General features: G+C 72.1%; 14 protein-coding genes. 8 read left to right on the top strand and 6 right to left on the bottom strand.

Annotated elements, in window-relative coordinates; all coding sequences use genetic code 11:
- Positions 1-226 precede the first annotated feature (226 nt).
- Both BMY07_RS23765 and BMY07_RS23760 read right to left on the bottom strand, forming a co-directional pair.
- On the bottom strand, positions 227-817 hold the full coding sequence (locus BMY07_RS23765; RefSeq protein ID WP_092782858.1) for a YceI family protein: 591 nt from the start codon (positions 815-817) through the stop codon (positions 227-229).
- A gap of 29 nt (positions 818-846) precedes the next feature.
- The gene (locus BMY07_RS23760) at positions 847-1,176 is read right to left on the bottom strand and encodes a rhodanese-like domain-containing protein (RefSeq protein ID WP_092782856.1); all 330 of its coding nucleotides are present in this window, start codon (positions 1,174-1,176) and stop codon (positions 847-849) included.
- Between the two features lie 161 nt (positions 1,177-1,337).
- On the opposite strand from BMY07_RS23760, the gene BMY07_RS23755 reads away from it, so the two are divergent.
- The 4 genes from BMY07_RS23755 to BMY07_RS23740 all read left to right on the top strand — a co-directional run bounded on the left by BMY07_RS23755 (position 1,338) and on the right by BMY07_RS23740 (position 5,157).
- Positions 1,338-1,826, top strand: a complete 489-nt coding sequence (locus BMY07_RS23755) for a MarR family winged helix-turn-helix transcriptional regulator (protein WP_092782854.1) — start codon at positions 1,338-1,340, stop codon at positions 1,824-1,826.
- Complete coding sequence (locus BMY07_RS23750) at positions 1,823-2,542, top strand: DsbA family oxidoreductase (protein ID WP_092782852.1); 720 nt, start codon at positions 1,823-1,825, stop codon at positions 2,540-2,542. The genes BMY07_RS23755 and BMY07_RS23750 overlap by 4 nt, the downstream gene beginning before the upstream one ends.
- A gap of 189 nt (positions 2,543-2,731) precedes the next feature.
- Positions 2,732-3,520, top strand: a complete 789-nt coding sequence (locus BMY07_RS23745; protein WP_092782850.1) for an ATP-binding protein — start codon at positions 2,732-2,734, stop codon at positions 3,518-3,520.
- A gap of 551 nt (positions 3,521-4,071) precedes the next feature.
- On the top strand, positions 4,072-5,157 hold the full coding sequence (locus tag BMY07_RS23740; RefSeq protein WP_092782848.1) for a cation:proton antiporter domain-containing protein: 1,086 nt from the start codon (positions 4,072-4,074) through the stop codon (positions 5,155-5,157).
- On the opposite strand, the gene BMY07_RS23735 is transcribed toward BMY07_RS23740, so the two are convergent.
- Together BMY07_RS23735 and BMY07_RS23730 are read right to left on the bottom strand one after the other, a co-directional pair.
- Positions 5,140-6,213, bottom strand: a complete 1,074-nt coding sequence (locus BMY07_RS23735; protein WP_177215735.1) for an aKG-HExxH-type peptide beta-hydroxylase — start codon at positions 6,211-6,213, stop codon at positions 5,140-5,142. The genes BMY07_RS23740 and BMY07_RS23735 overlap by 18 nt on opposite strands.
- Positions 6,210-7,319, bottom strand: a complete 1,110-nt coding sequence (locus BMY07_RS23730) for an FxsB family cyclophane-forming radical SAM/SPASM peptide maturase (protein WP_092782844.1) — start codon at positions 7,317-7,319, stop codon at positions 6,210-6,212. Before BMY07_RS23730 ends, BMY07_RS23735 begins: the two co-directional genes overlap by 4 nt.
- A 290-nt stretch (positions 7,320-7,609) precedes the next feature.
- On the opposite strand from BMY07_RS23730, the gene fxsA reads away from it, so the two are divergent.
- Genes fxsA through BMY07_RS23715 form a run of 3 tightly spaced genes read left to right on the top strand, consistent with a single transcriptional unit; the run spans position 7,610 to position 12,466 of the window.
- Complete coding sequence (gene fxsA, locus BMY07_RS23725) at positions 7,610-7,819, top strand: FxSxx-COOH cyclophane-containing RiPP peptide (protein ID WP_143073611.1); 210 nt, start codon at positions 7,610-7,612, stop codon at positions 7,817-7,819.
- Between the two features lie 10 nt (positions 7,820-7,829).
- Complete coding sequence (gene fxsT / locus BMY07_RS23720) at positions 7,830-11,522, top strand: FxSxx-COOH system tetratricopeptide repeat protein (RefSeq protein WP_092782840.1); 3,693 nt, start codon at positions 7,830-7,832, stop codon at positions 11,520-11,522.
- A 35-nt stretch (positions 11,523-11,557) separates the two neighbouring features.
- On the top strand, positions 11,558-12,466 hold the full coding sequence (locus BMY07_RS23715) for a hypothetical protein (RefSeq protein ID WP_092782837.1): 909 nt from the start codon (positions 11,558-11,560) through the stop codon (positions 12,464-12,466).
- Positions 12,467-12,537: 71 nt separating this feature from the next.
- Here BMY07_RS23715 and BMY07_RS34500 read toward each other — a convergent pair whose 3' ends face one another.
- Positions 12,538-14,742 (bottom strand): hypothetical protein, encoded by a 2,205-nt coding sequence (locus tag BMY07_RS34500; RefSeq protein ID WP_092782834.1) that lies wholly within the window; start codon positions 14,740-14,742, stop codon positions 12,538-12,540.
- Positions 14,739-15,665, bottom strand: a complete 927-nt coding sequence (locus tag BMY07_RS23705; RefSeq protein ID WP_092782831.1) for a hypothetical protein — start codon at positions 15,663-15,665, stop codon at positions 14,739-14,741. The genes BMY07_RS34500 and BMY07_RS23705 overlap by 4 nt, the downstream gene beginning before the upstream one ends.
- Before the next feature lie 197 nt (positions 15,666-15,862).
- Between BMY07_RS23705 and BMY07_RS23700 the strand changes: the two genes are divergently transcribed.
- Entirely contained in the window at positions 15,863-17,065 is a 1,203-nt protein-coding gene (locus BMY07_RS23700) for a vanadium-dependent haloperoxidase (RefSeq protein WP_245782604.1), read from the top strand.
- The last annotated feature ends 450 nt before the right edge of the window (positions 17,066-17,515 follow it).

The following is a 17,515-nucleotide window of genomic DNA, read 5'->3' as shown; positions in this document are numbered from 1 at the left end:
ACAAACGACGAACAACACCCTTCGGATGGACAACAACTGGCCAAGCGGCTGATTCCCCTCATCCGATCCGCCCACATCCCGGCGCACCCCCTCACGGTCGCGGGTCCGGATACGACAAACGCTCCCCGCGGGCCCCTCAGCCGCGGGGAGCGCACGTCTCCCGACCCCTCGGCGCGCCGGGGCGCCGCGCCCTGGTTCGGCGCGGCGCCCCGGTGGCCGGTCCCGCTCAGTCCTTCTCGTGGATGAGCTCCACCTCGAGCTCGAGGTCGATCTCCTTGGAGACCAGGATGCCGCCTGCCTCGAGCACCATGTTCCAGCTCAGGCCCCAGTCCTCGCGGTTGATCCGGCCCTTGGCCGAGAACACCGCGCGGTCGTTGCCCCACGGGTCGCGCACCAGGCCGAGGTGCTCGACCTTGAGCGTCACCGGGCGGGCGAGGCCCTTGATGGTCAGCTCGCCCTCCAGGACGCCACCGGCGCCGATCCAGGACACCGAGGTGGACCGGAAGGTGGCGGTGGGGTGCTCGGTGACGTCGAAGAAGTCGTCGGAGCGCAGGTGGTCGTCGCGGGTCTGGTCGCCGCTGGTGACCGAGGCCATGTCGATGGTGACCTCGACGGAGCTGTCCTCGGGCCGCTCGGCGACGGTCACCACGCCCTCGACGCCGGTGAACCGGCCGCGGACCTTGGTGAGCATGAAGTGCCTGCCGACGAAGCCGACCTCGGCGTGCCCCGGGTCGACCTTCCAGGTGCCCGCGACGGGCAGTTCCACGCCGCCGAGCACGCGGCCCGCTGCGGTGCCTGCCGATTCGGTGTTGGTCATGACTGTCTCCTTCTCGGTGCGCTCGGCGGCTATTCGGCGGACTCGGTCGGCAGGCCGGAGCCGACCCAGTCCCGCTTGCCCGCGACGTAGGTGAACACGTTCGTGTAGCCGAGCTCGGCGAGCCGCTCCGAGGCGATGCCCGAGTTGGAGCAGGTGTCGTCGGAGCAGTAGACGATGACCTCGGCGTCCTTGCTCGGGATGAGCGCCGCGGCGCGGTCGTCCACCTCGTCGAGCGGCAGGTTCTTCGCGCCGGGCAGGTGCGCCTCGTCGTAGTAGGACTGCGGCAGTGCCTCCAGCACGACAGCCGACCCGGTGTCGATCCGCTGCTTGACCTCGTCGGTGGTGATGACGCGAGCCATGACGGCCCCCCTTCTGGTGTGACCGGCGGCGCCGGGTGCGGCGGGCCGGGCGTGTGGTGGTGCGGTCGCGACGCGGTGCTCGGTGACGGTCCGAGAAATGTGCGTCTGCACGCACCGTAACAGATATGTGCGGACGCACGCAATCGCCTACACTCATCGGCATGCGACTCCCCCTGCGCACCGACGATCTCGGCATCGAGGCGTGGCGGTCCGTGTTGTTGGCCTACAACGCGGCCCTGCGCGCGATCGAGGCCGAGCTGGACAGGGCGGGCACCGTCCCGCTGACCTGGTACGACGTGCTGCTCGAGCTCCAGGCGGCCGAGGCTCCCGGGCTGCGCATGCGCGAGCTGGCCGACCGGGTCGTGCTCAGCCGCACCCGGGTCAGCAGGCTGGTCGACGAGATGGCGGCCGACGGGCTGGTGCGCAAGGAGACCGACGGGCAGGACCGCCGCGTGGTGTGGGCGGTGCTGACCGACGAGGGCCGCTCCGCGTTCCGCCGCGCGGTCCCGGTCTACCTGCGCGGCATCGAGCAGCACTTCGCCGCGCACCTGACCGACGAGGAGAAGCAGGTCTGCGCCACCGGCCTGCTCAAAGTGGCCCAGGCCCACCGCCCTGGCGCCTGCGACCCGGTGAAGGAGGACACCCGATGAGCACCGACCGGTCCGGGGTCGACCCGCGGCTGCCCAAGGCCCCGAGCAGCATCGTGGTGTACAGCGACCTGAACTGCTCGTTCGCCCACCTGGGGGTGTACCGGCTGCACGAGGCGCGCCGCAGGCTGGGGCTGGCCGGGCGGCTGTGGTTCGACCACCGGGCGTTCCCGCTGGAGCTGTTCAACCACTCGGTCAACGAGCGCCCCGGGGTGGACTCCGAGATCGCCGTGGTCGGCGCGCTGGAGCCCGAGGCGGGCTGGCGGCTCTGGCAGGGCCCGGACTGGACGTACCCGGTGACGACGCTGCCCGCGCTGGAGGCGGTGCAGGCGGCGAAGGCGCAGGGGCTGCCCGAGAGCGAGGCGCTCGACCTGGCGCTGCGGGTCGCGTTCTGGGCCGGGGGTCGGACGATCTCGATGCGGCACGTCATCCTGGACGTGGCGCGCGGGACGGGTGTGGTGGATGTGACGGCGCTGGCCGAGGCCCTCGACGACGGCCGTGCCCGGCGCGCGGTGATGGACCAGTTCGAGGCCGCGGGCGGCGGCAGGGTCAACTGCAGCCCGCACGTGTTCCTGCACGACGGGACCGACGAGGCCAACCCCGGGGTGTCCGCCAGGTGGGTCAACGGCGACTTCGGCGTCGGCTTCCCGGTCATCGACGCCGACGACCCGGCCGCCTACGACCGGCTGCTGGAGCACGCGGCGGAGCTGCTGCCCTAGGCGCTGTCCGGTGGGTTCGACGGGTGGGACTCGCGCCCGGGTGGGCGGGGAGCCGCTCGGGTCGAGCCGCGCGGGCGCGGGTGGCGCGTGGTCCACTGTGGAGGTGCGGCGCGGTCTCTTGATCACCGGGCGCCGGTGGTATTGGATCGGCGTGCAGGCTCGCTCGGCACGCCGACCAGGGACGGGCAGATGACCCACGCGCGGTGGACCAACCCGTTCACCGCCGCGGCCCTGCCCCTGGTCGAGCGGCCGGAGCTGCTGGCGGTGGTCGCCGAGATCGACCACTTCGCGGCCGGCTTCACCCGGTTCACCGGCGCCTTCACCCAGGCGCCGCCGCGGTTGGTGCTGGTCACGGGGCCGTCGGGGTGCGGGAAGTCGACGTTGGCGCAGCGGTGTGCCCGGTGGTTGCTGGACACCGGCGACCCGGTCGTGTGCGTGGACCTGTCCCGGGAGCCGTTGGCGCTGACGGTGCGGGAACGGATCGACTCGGTGTGCCGCGGGCTGGCCGCCCGTTTCGGGGTCCCGTGCGACGACCCGCGCCGGGTGTTCGACGAGGTCGACGCGGTGCTGCCCGCCGACGCGCTGCTGGTCGTGCTGCTGCCGCCGGTGGAACTCCCCGCCGAACTCCGCTGGTACGCGGGCGCGGCCAGGGACCGGATGATCCTCTTCACCGAGTCGTCCCACCTCCACGAGGCCCCCGACGACGCCGTCGTGCTGCCGCTGGGCCCCTTGGTCGCGGGCGACATCGCCCGCTTCGTCACCTCCCGCCTCGCCGCCGCCGCGCCCCCGATCCCCCCGCTGAGCCCCGCCGCGATCGACTGGATCGAACAGCGCTGGTCCCCCATCGGCCTCTCCGCCGACTCCCTGCGCCGACTCCTGCACGAGGCCTACGAGGACGCCCACCACCGCGGCACCCCGGAGGTCGACCTCGACGCCATCATGACCAGCCGCCTCCGCCGCCTCCTCGACCGGCCCTGACCGTCCGCTGTGGACCACGGCCGCCGAGAGGTCCCTTCGCCCGCAGCAGCTCGTGCTACCGACCGGGCGACAGCGATCTGTCCACAACCCCGGCAACCATCCACAGACCCCGGCCAAGCCCTAGTGACAAACCGCCGGGGTCGATAGGTTCAGAGATGGGGCCCCGGGCCCCGGGAGGGTGGGCCCCCGGAGCGGAGTTGATCTTGCGCCAGGCGGAAAGCGTCAGGCAGTGGGCAGCAGGAGTCGGGGCGGCGGGCCCGCAGGCGTCGGGCGTCGGGCGGCAGCAGCGGGAGTCAGGCAGCAGGCAGCAGCAGGGGGAGTCAGGCGGCAGCAGCGGGCGGCGAGCGACAGGCGTCGGGCAGCGGGCAGCAGGCAGCAGCGGAAGTCAGGCGGCGGGCGTCAGGCGGCGGGCAGCAAGCAGTGGGCGGCGGGCGTCAGGCGGCGGGACGGTCGCCGGGGCTGGGATGGCGGTTGCCCGGTCGGCCTAGTGGGGGAGGTCTGTCGTGGCACTGGTGCGGTGGCGAAGCGCGATAGGATCGGGGGTTCGTCGGGTGCGGGATGAGGTGGCAGAGGTCTTGTCGGGGGGTGTGCGGCTGCCGCTGGTGTTGGTGGGGGTTATCGGGGTTTGTTGGGCTGTTGCGGGGTTGTTCGGGGTCAGTGGGGTGCACACGAGCGCGGCCTACCACCTGTTCGTCATGGTGCTGCTTGCCGTTGGGCTCTACGGGAGCACGCGGGGTATCCCGCTAGAGGAGTTGCGGGGCAATGTAGGCGTGGTTGTGCTCGCGGTGACCGTTGGCGTGCTGGCCAAGACCGCGTTGATTGCCGGGGTTATGTACTTGGTTGATTCGCGGCCGGTGAGTGTGGTGCTGGGGGTGGCGGTCGCGCAGATTGATCCGTTGTCGGTGGCGGCGACGATGGATCGGCGGATGTCGGGTAGGGCCAAGGCGATCCTGTCGGCGTGGGCGGCGTTCGACGATCCGGTGACCGTGTTGCTCGTCGTCTACCTGTCCGCGTTCGCGCTCGGGACGCCGGGCGTCCTCTCCGCGGGCTTGGCGGACTTCGGGACCAGCCTGCTCCTCAACGCCGGGTACGCAGTCGTGGTCGCCGGGTTGTGGCTGCTGCTCCGATCCCGGCTACCCGGATGGCTGGTTCTCCTGGCAGCACTGGCGGCCCTCGCGGTCGCGGCAACGCAGGGCCTGATGCTGGGCGTCGCGTTGGCCGGGCTCGTGGTGCGGCCGTTCGAAGGCGAGCCGCGCGTGGAGAAAGCGGTCGAGCGGACCATGACCGGAGCCTTGCTCCTGGCAGGGGTCGCGCTGGGAGTCGTACTAGCCGGCGTCGTGGGGTCAGGGTCATTGGGGTTGCTGTTAAAGGGGATGCTGTTGGGCGTCGCGGCGTTCGGGGCGCAGATGTTAATTGGTTCTCTTATCGCGATCCGCCTCCCCCGGTACGACCGCTGGTGTCTTGCCCTAAGCCAGCAGAACGGCTTAACCGCGATCGTCCTGGCGTTGCTCCTAGAGCCGAGCTTTCCCGGCACGGTCACGGTCGTGGCCCCCGCCATCGTCGTGACTTATCTCCTGTTCACCGCTGGAGCCCACATCCTGGACCGGATTCCGACGTCGCTACCCGTCGTACCCTGACGCCTGTTCCTCGATCCCCAGCACGAACCTCCGCCCCAGCGGCGTCAACGCCCCACTGTCGAGCAAGGTCCGCGCCACGGTCCACGTCGCCTCACGCCATCGGGCGAACTCCCGGTGGGCTCTGGGAGATGACGCTATCCGTCGCCGGTCGTGCCAGAAGGCGGTGATGGCCAGGTGCGCGTAAGTGCCGTGGAGTAGGCCCGCGATAGGACGAGGGTCAGTCCGCCACGGGACGGAGAACAGGCGCGTGTCGGTGAGGTCAAACAAGGGGAAGAGGTCCATCAGCACGGTCAGCTTGGCGTGGTGCAACTCGTGCGTCAGCGTTACCGCCATCGTCTCGGCGTCACCGCTAAGGGACAGGAACACACACCCGAGCGCGTCTCCCACGGTCGCGCTGGCCTCCCCTACGTCCGACGGTTCCAATGGCGTCACAGCGGTGACCAACACGGCCAGCTCGTCAGCCAGTACGGGGTGATCGGCGCTCAGCAACTCCCAAGCCCCTGACAACCCCTCCCGCCACCGACCCAAGTCCGGCGCCGCGACGACCCCCAACCCTTCCGGCAGCAGACCGAACGGCCACTCACCCAAGGTCCACGTCACGCCAGGAGCCAGCCGAACGGCCGGAAAGGCCTTCCACCGCAACCGATCCGTGCTGACGACCCCAGTGGCAGGTTCAAGCGTCCCCAACGAGGGCAAGACAGCAGTCAGCGGCTCCCGCACGTCCACCACGACTCCCGCCCGGATCGCGGCCGCCGCCACGACGTGCGGCAAACACCCCGGCATCCCGCGCCGCAGCAACGCCGAGGTAGCCCACAGACCGGCCACCGGATCGTCCAGCACCCGGTTCACCGCCACCGGATCGTGCGCGTGCAGCTCCCCCAACACCGCGAACGCCCTGGTAGAGGCCGGATCCGCCGCGAGCAGCCGGAGGAACGCCACCGTCCGGCTCCGGCGCGCGCAGACCAGCGCCCGGGCCACGTCCGGCCCGCCGCCGCCCGCCGCGAGGTCGTCGAACACCGCCTCGGACAGCGCGTGCCGGACCAGCTCGGCGCTCACGTCAGCGCGGCGAGGTCGTCGACCAACCTGGCCCGCACGTGACTGGTCAGCCGGAAGAGGTCGGGGCAGTACACCGATGGGTGCGCGAACCCCTCTCCCGCGCGATGGCGATGCGCCGGGTGGCCTCCACCGCACGCGGCTAAGACCGGGCACGTCAGGCACTCGTGCGCCAACACAGCGGGCGGTAGCGCTACCGCGTCGAACGGGTCGGTAAGGACGTTGAGCCCGGTGTCGACCGCGTCCGGCTCCACCGCGGCGACGATGTCCGACAGCTCGATCGCCCCGTCCGTGGCCACGACCAGCGGCGGCGAGACCTGCGCGCCCAGCCCCTCGACCCCGGACGTCCCGCCCAGCCACAGGGTGATCACCTCGGCGAACTGCCGCACCACCGTGCGCGGCGGCGACTCCCCGTACCACTGGTCGAACACCGGGATCAGCCAGTCGGCGTACGGGGTCGCCGGGTCGCCCGGGTGCCTGCCGGGCGGCGGGCGGCTCCAACTGCCGTGCGGCAGCAGGAAGTCGACGACCGGCGGGGCGAAGCGGAGCAGTTCCCGGTAGGTCGCCAGCGGGTCGGCGGCCAGATCGATCACGCACAGCAGGCCCGCGAACAGGTGCCGGAAATCGGGCCCGGTCAGTTTTCCCAGTGCCGCGGTGACCACGTCATGACTTCCGCGGCCGTCACGGCGGACCCGATGTCGGTCATGTCCCGTTTTCGTCCCGTCGAGGCTTACCCCGACCCGGACGTCCCACTCGGCGAACAGCGCCAGGAATCGTTCGTCCAACCGCATCCCATTGGTCTGCACGGTGAATGCGACCCGCGCCGGAATCCGCTCCCTGGCAGCGCGCACCAACGACTCGATCCGCGTCGGTCCCGCCAACAGCGGTTCACCACCGTGCAGCACGATGTCGACGTGATCGAGCCCGTGCGCGACCACGTGTTCGGCGACCCTGTCGACCAGCGCGTCCGCGGTCGCCCCGGCCATCACCGCGGGCTTGGCGCGCCACCGCGGGTCGGCCATCTCGTAGACGTAGCAGTAGTCGCAGGCCAGGTCGCAGCGGCCGTGCAGCTTCACGACGAACTGGCGCGTCGGCAGCCGTGCCCGCATCCGCCTCCCCGTCCCCCGCGCACACCGTTCCCGCGCACGGCTTCCCGCGATCCCGCGCGCCGAAGTCCCGCGCGCCGAAGTCCCGGGCGGCGCGCGGCGGCCCGGGTCCGACTTCCACTTAACACGCCCGACGCGGCCACGGGTGTCGGCTGATCGGTGTATCTTCGCTCCGCGTGACCACTCCGCGACGCACCGGCGGATAGGGTCGGGGAGGCAGGCCGGTCCGATCGGGGGTTCGAGCGGGCCGGGTATCGGGTCGGGTGCGCCAGGATTCGCCGGAGGGGGTGCGGATGGACGGCTCGGAAAACCCGTCCCCGGGGGATTCGGGGGTGTTGCGCTCACACCTGATCGACGTTTCCGCCCTCGATTTCGCGAAGCTGGCGGCGTTGCCGGAGTGCGTGCTGCGGGAGTCGCTGGCCGGGGTGCTCGGTCAGCTCGCCGCGCTGCCGACCCGCTACCAGGCGCACCAGAGCTCGCTGTCGGGTGGAACGGCCGGGTGAGGGGACCGCGATGAGCGTGCCGACGACCGGTGGCCAGGCCGTGGTGACCGTGTTCGTGTCCGTGGTGGACAACGCGGGCCGGGTCGACGCCGTCGCGAACCTGTGCGGTGTGCTCGCCGGGGCCGGTCGGCGGGTCCTGGTGCTCGACTGGTCGGACGAGCTGACCTCCGTGCGCGACTACCTGCGGGTCTTCCACACCGGGCGGCAGGCCTGCCCGGACAAGGTGTGGGCGGCGGCGCAGGCGGTCGGAGGCGCTGGCGGTAGTCGAGTGCGTGACCAGCGGGAGTTAGCCGCGCACGTGGTTCCTAGCCTGCCTGGGTCGGTTGACGTGCTGTCCCTTGATGGCGGCCTGCCGTCGCTGCGGCACACCACGGTCGACGAACACGCCTTGGCTGATCTGCGTAAGACCCTGACCACCGCCGACTACGACGACGTGTTGGTCGCGTTGCCCTCTGGTGGCCACAGCGCCACCTTGCGCGCGGCGAGCGTTCTTGGGGACACGGTCGTCGTGTGCTTCGAGCCGCTGGTGCCGACGCTGGGTGCCGCGGTCGACACCGTTGACGCTGTCCGCAGATCGGCGCCGTTGCGGGTCGACATCGTGGTCGCGGCCACCCGGTTCCGGGTCGACGACGCCGAGCATCGGGTCAACGGGTTGCGCACCGCGATCCGGCAGGCGTTTGGTCCCGTGTTGCCTCCCCGCTCGCGGCTGACCGACCCGTACGTAGAGCTGCCCGAGCTGTCTTACGTCACCGCGGCGCCGTTGCTCGCGGTGGTCGCGGAGGAAGCCGACGACCTGTGGTCCCGGTACGTGCGGCTGGCGACGATGGTCGACGCCGACCGGGGTGTGGCGCCGCGGCAGGTCAGTGAGCTGGTGCGCGGTCGATACCGCCGGGTGGCCGGGATCGACGTGGGCGACGAGCAGCGGGTCGTGGTGACCGCGGACCCGGCGCTGCGGCCGTGGGTGGACTGGGTCGCGGCGGAGTTGGCCGAGGTCAACGTGTCGGTGTGCGAGGCGGGCGCGGACTCGGGCGACCTGCCGGTGGTGCGGATCGCCGCGCTCGGGTCGGCCGATCCGGGTGGCGCGGACGTGCTGCTGCACCCGGTGTCCGTGCCCGGCGGGCGGATCAGCGAGGCCATGCTCAGGGCGGTGCGCGACCGGGTCGACGGGGTGCGGGAGCGGCTGTTCAGCGGTCTCGGCTACCCGACACCGCCGCTGTCGCCGGACGTCCCGCCGAAGGTGCCTGGCCTGCCGTCTGCGGTGTTCGGGCTACCCGCGTCCAGCGTTCGTTTCGGCCACCGGGACGCTGAGCTAGATCTGCTGCGGACAGCGCTACCCGCGTCGGACGGTGTCACCACCGTGGCGTTGACCGGCGCGCACGGAGTCGGTAAGTCGGAACTGGCTCTCGCTTACGCCCACCGCAACGCCTTCGCGTACGACGTCGTGTGGTGGCTACCAGCGCATGAGCCGCAAGCCACCCTGGTGCAGCTAGCGGAACTGGCGAGTCGCCTACGTGCCGAGCCGGAGCACTACGGCAGCATGGCCGCGCTCGACCGGTTCGCCGCTGACACCAGCTTGCGGTTCTTGCTGGTCTACGACGGCGTGCCCGAGGTGTCCGCGATCGTCGACCTGCTGCCGAAGGGCGGTCGGGGCCACGTGATCATCACGGTGGCGAGCGTGGGCGAGGGCGACGAGGTGGACGCCGAGATCCCGGTGAAGGGATTGTCCACCGAGCAAGGGGCCGCGCTGGTCCGCCGAGGTGCGACGGGGTTGCCGCCCGTGATGGCCGCGCAGGTCGCCGCCGAGCTCGACCACTGGCCTCTAGCGCTGAACCTGGCCGCGTGCTGGCTCAGCGAGCAGATCACCGTTCTGACAGACGGCACCAGGTCGAGCTACCTGGACGTCTTTGAAGCGGCCGAGGTAGCGGGCACGGACCTGTTGTCCCGACTACGCGCGGACACCGCTGGCCCTACCGCCATCCATCGAATGGCCCGGCTGACTCTTGCCACCGCCCGCGACCACGACATCCCCGGTCTGGCCCCGATCGACCGCCACCTGGGCGCGGTGGCGGCGCTGGTGGCCGAGTTCGGCGCGTTCCTGTCGCCGCTCGGCGCGGCCCTGGACCTGGTGCGGTCGCTGCCGTGGCGGGCGGAGCTCGGGGTGGGCATCGGGTCGGCGGCCGACGAGCTGCTGGTGTTCCCGCCGTTGATCGATCGGGCGTTGTGGCTGGGTGAGCGCTACGGGTTGTTCGAGGTCGACTGGGGCCGGGAGCGGGTGCGGGTCGGTGACGTGCTGCGCTCGACCATCGCCGAGCTGATCGACCCGGCGACCAGGCGGGCGCGGCGGACCGCGGTGCTGCGGGCGCTGGCCGGGTACGCGCCGTTCGAGGTGAACGCCGGGCACCGGGCGCGGTTCGTCGAGCTGGGCACCCACATCGGGCCGTCCGGGGCGACGGGCAGCGACGATCCCGCGGTGCGCAGGTGGTTGGTCAACCAGGCCAGGTTCTTCTTCGCCTTCGGCGGGGTGGGGGTGCGGCGCGCGGCGCTGGCGTCCGGGCAGGAGGTGTTCGAGTCGTGGACCGAGCGCTTCGGCGAGCAGGACGAGCTGCGGCTGCGGATGGGCACGCAGCTGGCGAACCTGCGCCGCGAGCTGGGTGACCGCGACGGCGCGCTGGCGCTGGACGAGGCGGTGCTGCGGGTGCAGAAGCGGGTGCACGGGGTGGCCGACCCGCGCACCCTGGCCACCGCGCGCGACCGGGGCGGCAACCTGCGCGGCCTCGGGCGGTTCGCGGACGCCCTGGTGCAGGACACCGTGACGCGGCAGCACCACGTCGCCGTGCTCGGCCCGGACCACCCGGAGACCCAGTGGGCGACCAACAACCTCGCCGTGTCGGAGTTCCTCGCCGGTGACGCCGGGTCCGCGCTGCGCACCCAGCGCGCGCACCTGGAGCGGTTGGCCCGCCTGTACGGCGACGACCACAAGGACACGGTGTGGGCGCTGGGCAAGGCGGGCATCTACGCCTCGCAGCTAGGGTTGCCGGAGGCCGAGGCGTACCTGGAAGAGGCGAGCAGGCAGGCCCGGCACACGCACTGGGGCGACCTGCAACTGCGCGGCAGCATGGAGTGGCACCTGGGCATCGCCAAGCGCGGCCGCGACCCCCGGTCGGCCCGGGCGGACATCACCAACGCGCTGCGCCACCTCACCGCCGTCCGCCGGGACACCCACCCGGACCGGTTCGCCTGCATGCTGTCCCTCGCCGCCACCCAACGCGTCTACGGCTGGGAACCCGCCGAGACCGAGCGCCTGGCCAGGTCGGCGCTGACCGGCCTGGTGGACACGATCGGATTGGCTCCCTCGCATCCGTTCGTGGCACTGGGCAAGCTGGGATTGGGCCTCGCGCTGGACGCCAGGGGCGCGGCCGACGCGGGCCTGGTCGAGATCCGCGCCGCACAGTCCACACTGGAGTCCGCCCTCGGCAGGGCACACCCGTGGACCCTGGCCGCCACGATCAACCTGGCCGCCGCCACCGCCGCCACCGGCAACCGCCCCGATGCTCTCACCATCGCCACCACCGCCCACGCGGCCTGCGAGGAGTACCTCCCCCTCGACCACCCCTTCAGCACAACCGCCACCACCAACACCCAGGTCGCCGACGGCGCCCCCGGCCCCTGGCAGGTGATCGATGTCGACATCCCGCAGATCTGAGGCCGGTGCCAACACCGGGTCCCGGGAGGTGGCCGATGTCTGAGCCGGGCTGGCGGGTCGAGACGGCGGATGAGCAGGCCGAGGTGCCGACCGAGGTGCCGGAGCAGTTGCGCGGGGCGATCGCGGCGGCGCCGGGGTTGGACTGCGTCGGGTTCTTCGACCAGGACGACTTCGTGTACGGGGTGAACCGGGTGGCGGGCGCGGATCGGTGGGACGCCTTGCTGCGGCTCGGGGTCCGGTTGGCGGTCGCGTGGCGGGGGTTGGACCGGGAGGTGCAGCCGTTGCGGACGGGGCGGTTGATCCGGACCGTGTTGGACGCCGAGGGTGGCGCGGTGTTCTGCGAGACCGTGCGGCCGGGGCGGCACGTGATCGGGACCGTGGCGGCCGCGGCGTCGGTGGCGGAGCGCGAACGGGCCGACGCGGCGCTGGCGGGCGTCGTCGACCACCTGCGCGCTGCGGACCGCCTCCCCACCCAGAACCACGGCGGCTTCGCCGACGAGGGACCCGCCATCCCCGCCACCGAACCCGTCCTGCGCTCCAGCGGCCCCGAGGACATCCTGGCCGCCCTGCTCCCCGCCCTGAGCCTGGACGGCCTGCACGGCCTCGCCTACTACGCCCGCGGCGACCGCCTGGCGGCAGCCGACTGCTTCGACTCCCCCGAACTGTCCCGCTTCCACGAACTCGCCACCCCGGACGACCGCCGAGCCCTCTACAACACCCTCGGCCACGAACTCGCGGGCCTGGCCAACCAGCTCAACCAGGCCACCTCGGAAGCCCTGGGCGGCCCCCTGCACCGCATAGTCCTGGACGTCCAACAAGGCGCCATCTACTACCGCCGCCTCCCCCGCCAGCACTACCTCGTCGGCGTGACCCTCGACCAGACCCGAGTCCGCCACACCGACCACCGGATGCACGCCCTGGCCGAGCACCTGACCTCCCCCTGACTCCCGGCACGGAGACGACAAGGCCGCGGGCGCGCAGGACCGCACCCGGACATCCACAGTGGACCCGGGAATCAGCGGTTGGCGACCGAGTCCAGCACGGCCTCGCGCACCCGGAAGCTGAAGTCCGCCAATGCCCGCTCCGCGCGCTGGCGCACCGACCCCGCCAGCAGGCCCGACCGCACCAGTTCCACAAGGGAGCCTCGGGACGGCAGCGAGTCGGCGATGTTGTCGTAGGTGTCGCACATGCGGTCCAGCACGGCGCGGGCCGTGGTGTCCACGTAGGGCGTGTTGGCGCGGTACCACTGGGCGAGGACGACCCGGAACGCCTCGATGACCTGGCGCAGGAGGACTGCCGAGCCGGTGGCGGCGACCACGGACTGCTGCCGCAGGTCCACGACCAGCGGGTCGGCGGCGGTGATGACGTCGTGGGCGAAGGATTCCGGGGCGACGCGGATCTCGGCGAGGTCGGAGAGGGCGGCGGTGGCCTCGTCGAACAGGTCGGACAGGGTCGGGGGCAGGGTGGCGTCCTGGACGGCGGCCGGGTGCACGGTCGCGGCGATGTCGTCGACGCGGCGGGTGAGGGTGTCGGCCAGTTCGCGCTGGCCGTTGGCGATGCGGGCGAGCCAGGTGTCGATCTGCCTGCGCAGGCCGCTGACGTCGTCGGTGTCGTCGCGTCGGGGCAGGCGGGTGCGGGCGGATTCCAGCGCTGCCAGCACATCCGCGGCCACGCTGTCCGGCCGAACCACCAGCGGGTCGCGGTCGAGCGCGTCACGAACCCGCACCACGGCCACGTCGGTCGGCACGCCCACCACGACCACCACGACCTCGGCCCCCGGCGCCGCCGCGCGCAGGGCGGCGATCCGGTCGAGCAGCCCGGTCACCTCCGCGGCGGAGACCAGCGACGGCGTGACCAGCAGCGCGCAGCCGCCGTCGAACTCCGGGAAGGTGATCCAGAAGTCCGCCCTGGCCGCCGGGGCCGCGCCGAGCACGTGGTCGCGGTGCGGGTTCCAGCCCTGCCCCTCGGCCAGCCGCCAGATCTGGTGGACGACGTCGTCGAGGTTGGGCGCGCCGAACTCGTCGGCGGCCGCCGCCTGGAGCACCGCCTCGTCGACGAGCACCTCGTCGCCCGCGGCGACCGAGGCGTTGTCCGCGAGCCGGAAGGCCTTGCGGCACAACCTGATCACGTCCCGTGCGTACCCCCGCGTCAGCCGCCCGATGGTGCGCACGGCGACGGCGGTGAACGGTTCGATCCCGTCCTGGTGCAGCACCGAGCGGTGCGACTCCAGCAGGAACTCCGAGATCTCCGCGTCGGTGAGCCCGGCCAGTTCGACCCGCACCGGGATCCGTTCGCGCACGGCCGGGGTCAGCACCTCCCAGACATCGGGGAGTCCACACAGGACCAGGAAGGCGCCGGTGCGCGCGCTGACCGCCAGCAGGTCCTGGAACCGGGCCATCAGCGTCTCACTGGGACGGTGCCGGGCGGAGAAGATCTTGTCCAGTTCGTCGATCACCAGCACGAACCGGTTGCGCAGCCCCGAGAACAGCAGCGCGATGACCCGCAACGCCTCCAGCGCGACGAGTTCGTCGTCGATCCGGCGCGTGATGCCCCGGTCGAGGAGGATCTCGTCCGGCTCGCCGCCGGTGAGCCACTGCCACACGGCGTCGTCGAACCCGTTGCGCAGCAACAGGGTCAGCACCGTGCTGTAGTCGTGGTCGCCGGTGACCCCGACGAGTGTCTCCTGCACCCGCCGCAGCAGCGCGCTCTCCAGCATCCCCAGCTCGCGGATGACCCGCTGCGGGGTCACCTGCCCGGCGGTCAGCGCCTGCAACGCGTCCCCGGACAGCCCGGTCTCCTGCAACGCGGCGGCGACCACGTCGGCGTAGTAGTCGCGGACCTGCGCCACCAGGGCTTCCTTGCCGACCTCCCGCATGAACCGCAGGTACAGCGACAGGAAGTCCTCGGCGTTGGCGTCGAGGTAGATCGCCTTCGTCTGGCCGCCGAGCGCGGCACGCGCGCGCCGCACCAGCCGGACCGCGAGGTGCGTCTTGCCCAGGCCGTAGTCGCCGAGCAGGGCCATCACGACGCCCGAGGACGCCCCGGGGCCCGCTTCGAGGTAGTCGTCGAGCGTGCGGTACGCGCGGCGCATGGCGTCGGTGACCACCGTGACGTCGGCGGTGTCCGCGTCGCCGTCGACCACGGACGTGGTGGCGACCGCCATCGCGGTGTACGGGTTGCGCCGGTGCTCCCGCCCCCGGGTCGGATCGAGGCCGCTCATGACTGGATTCCTCTGGTGTATCGATTCAGATCCTCGAGGGTCACCGCGTAGGACTCACTGTAGTTCACGGCCTCTCCGCGCAACATCTCGAACGTGCCGACCAGGGTCCGCTGCAGCGTCTTGACCGACTTGGTGGACACCAGCTCGGTCAGCGCCGTGTGCGCGACCCCCGGGTAGCGGCCTGCGGCGCGGTGGCGGCGGAGCCGGTCGTCGACGAACCGCGCCACATCCGCCCTGGTCAGAGTGCGCAACCGGAGCACGATCGGCGGCCGCGTGTCCTCCAGCGCCAGCTCGATCTTGCGCACCTGGGCGTCGGTGAGCAGCGCGGACTCGGCCAGGTAGAGCACGCGGGGGCTGAGCATGCCGCTGGCGTAGAGCAGGACCTCGCGGACCAGGTCGAGGTGGTCGGGCAGCAGCACGATCAGCGCGAGGCTGGGGTCGAGCAGGGTGTCGAGCTCGGGGAGGATCAGGTCGGGGTCGCCGGAGTCGAGCTCGGGGGCGGCCGGGTCGACCAGCGCGTCCTCGTCGCGCAACGCCCGCACCAGCCGCCCGCACGCCCAGCCGATCCTGGTCGCCACGCTGGAGGACTCCAGCGCCAACGCGTGGCGGCGCAGGTCGACGACGAGGACCTTGGCGTCCAACGCCTCCCGCAGCGCGGCGCGCACCCAGTTCGCGCACCGGTTGACCAGCGCGGTCTTGCCGCAGCCGGACTCGCCGAAGGCCAGCACGTACCCGCCGGTGGTCAGGATGTCCTCGACCACGTCCGGCGAGTCGGTGAGCCGCCGGTAGGCCCGGGCACTGCCGCACACGTCCACGTAGTGCTGGTCGTGCGCGGGGTCGTCGATGGGACGCAGGCTCAGCATGGCCTTGCCCACCCGGCGCTGCGGCGGGACGAACGGGTTGAACGGGGCCTTGTCGGCCATCACCGCACCCGCTCCTCTCGTCGGCGCGACCGCCACGCCAGGGGTGGCCGATGTTACCGAGCGCGGCCGACGGCCGGGCGCGTTTGCCGGTTCCCAGCGCCGCGAGCAACCCCGATCCACCCAGTGGGCCGCCTGGACGGGCGGTGCCCGCGCGTGGTTGAACGGTGGCGACGGGTGTTCGGAAACGGGGAGGGCACGTGCGATACCGACTTGGTGGGTTGGCGGCCGCGGTGGTGGTGAGCGCGGTCGTGGCCGCGCCGCAAGCCCAGGCGCGGCAACGGGTTGACGTGGTGGTGGAGTGGTACGACGTCACCGCGGGGGTGCTGGCCGCCGCGCCCGCGCCGACGCAGATCACCAACAACCGGACCTGGGCGATCGGCTGGCTGGCCGCCGCCCGCGCGGTCCGGCACGGCCACGACCGGGCGTTCACCGACGCCGCGGTGGCTTCGGCCGTGCACGACTCCTTGGTGAGCCTGGTGCCGAGCCGGGCGGCGGAGGTGGACGGGGCGTTGGCGCGCACACTGGCCCGCATCCCCGAGAGTCCGGCGAGAGCGCGCGGTGTCGCGGCTGGTTCGGCCCAGGCCCGGCGGACCCTGGCCGAGCGCGAGGGCGATGGTCTGGACCCCGCGTCGGTGAACGCGCCGTTCCCCGGCCCGGCGGCCGGACCCGGTGTGTGGCAACCGACTCCGCCCGCGTACGCCCCGGCCATCCAGTACGGCAACCGCGCGGCCAAGCCCTTCACCCTGCGCCGCGCCGACCAGTTCCGCCCCGCGCCGCCGCCCGCCCTGGACTCCGCGCGGTACCGCCGCGACCTCGCCGAGGTCCGCGACTACGGCTCGGTCGACAGCACTGTCCGCACCGAGTCCCAGACCCGGATCGCGTCGTTCTGGTACCAGGGCTCACAACCAGCCTTCATCACCCCGCTGCGAGTGGCACTCTCCGAGTCCCGCGCCCCTCTCCCGGACCGCGTCCAACTCGTAGCCGCCTACAACGTCGCCGCGGTCGACACACAGATCGCCACGTCTGACGCGAAGTACGCGTACCAGCTCTGGCGTCCGGTGACCGCGTTGCGCGCGGGCGGGCAGCCTTCGTGGACTCCGCTGCACGTCACTCCTGCGCATCCGGACTACCCGAGCGGCCATGCGACGTATGCGGGCTTCTCGGAGCAGGTGCTGACTTCGCTGACCGGTCCGCGCTCCCACCAGGTGTTCAGTTTGACCAGCCCCACGGCTCCTGGCGTGACGATCCAGTACCAGGCTTGGCGAGACCTTACCCGCGACAACATCGATGCCCGGGTGTGGTCGGGCATCCACACGCGGGTGGCGGACGAGGTTGGTGCCGACCTGGGGCGCGCGGTGGGCCGCTACGTGCTGACTCGCTTCGACCGGTTGGTGGGGTAGGGGGAAGGCCGGTGCGGGACGCCGAGTCGCGTCCCGCACCGGCCGCTCGCGGGGTCGCGGAGCTACTAGTGGTGCAGGTGGTGCGAACTCGGGGCGAGGCTGGCAGGGCGGGGCCGGCAGGACTGGACGGGAGCTGGCGGAGCAGAGCAGGCGCGGGCGGCAGGTCGGCGCGGGAGTGGGCGGCAGGCCGGTGCGGGAGTGGCCCGATGAGCGTGGGGTTGTCCCCATGGTCCCGGGCTGTCCACAGCCCCCTGGCGAGGCCTATTGACAGATCGGCCACCGCGATAGGTTCAGAGATGGGGCCCCGGGCCCCGGGAGGGTGGGCCCCCGGAGCAGAGTTGATCTTGGGCCGGGCGGCGAGCGGCGCTGGGGCCGGGCGGCTTGTTTCGCGGCGGGGCGGGCGGGATGAGCGTGGGTGGCTTTCGGCAGATCTTGCGTGAGCGTTCTGCT

The sequence above is a fragment of the Actinokineospora terrae genome, from assembly GCF_900111175.1.
In the GTDB taxonomy this organism is placed as follows: domain Bacteria; phylum Actinomycetota; class Actinomycetes; order Mycobacteriales; family Pseudonocardiaceae; genus Actinokineospora; species Actinokineospora terrae.
Note: the sequence above shows the minus strand (reverse complement) of the source record. Positions and strands in the feature narration are given on the sequence as shown.

Coding starts and splice junctions, on each gene's coding strand:
- BMY07_RS23765 (WP_092782858.1), bottom strand. CDS start 817: ATGACCAACACCGAATCGGCAGGCACCGCAGCGGGCCGCGTGCTCGGC.
- BMY07_RS23760 (WP_092782856.1), bottom strand. CDS start 1,176: ATGGCTCGCGTCATCACCACCGACGAGGTCAAGCAGCGGATCGACACC.
- BMY07_RS23755 (WP_092782854.1), top strand. CDS start 1,338: ATGCGACTCCCCCTGCGCACCGACGATCTCGGCATCGAGGCGTGGCGG.
- BMY07_RS23750 (WP_092782852.1), top strand. CDS start 1,823: ATGAGCACCGACCGGTCCGGGGTCGACCCGCGGCTGCCCAAGGCCCCG.
- BMY07_RS23745 (WP_092782850.1), top strand. CDS start 2,732: ATGACCCACGCGCGGTGGACCAACCCGTTCACCGCCGCGGCCCTGCCC.
- BMY07_RS23730 (WP_092782844.1), bottom strand. CDS start 7,319: ATGCGGGCACGGCTGCCGACGCGCCAGTTCGTCGTGAAGCTGCACGGC.
- fxsA (WP_143073611.1), top strand. CDS start 7,610: ATGGACGGCTCGGAAAACCCGTCCCCGGGGGATTCGGGGGTGTTGCGC.
- fxsT (WP_092782840.1), top strand. CDS start 7,830: ATGAGCGTGCCGACGACCGGTGGCCAGGCCGTGGTGACCGTGTTCGTG.
- BMY07_RS23715 (WP_092782837.1), top strand. CDS start 11,558: ATGTCTGAGCCGGGCTGGCGGGTCGAGACGGCGGATGAGCAGGCCGAG.
- BMY07_RS34500 (WP_092782834.1), bottom strand. CDS start 14,742: ATGAGCGGCCTCGATCCGACCCGGGGGCGGGAGCACCGGCGCAACCCG.
- BMY07_RS23705 (WP_092782831.1), bottom strand. CDS start 15,665: ATGGCCGACAAGGCCCCGTTCAACCCGTTCGTCCCGCCGCAGCGCCGG.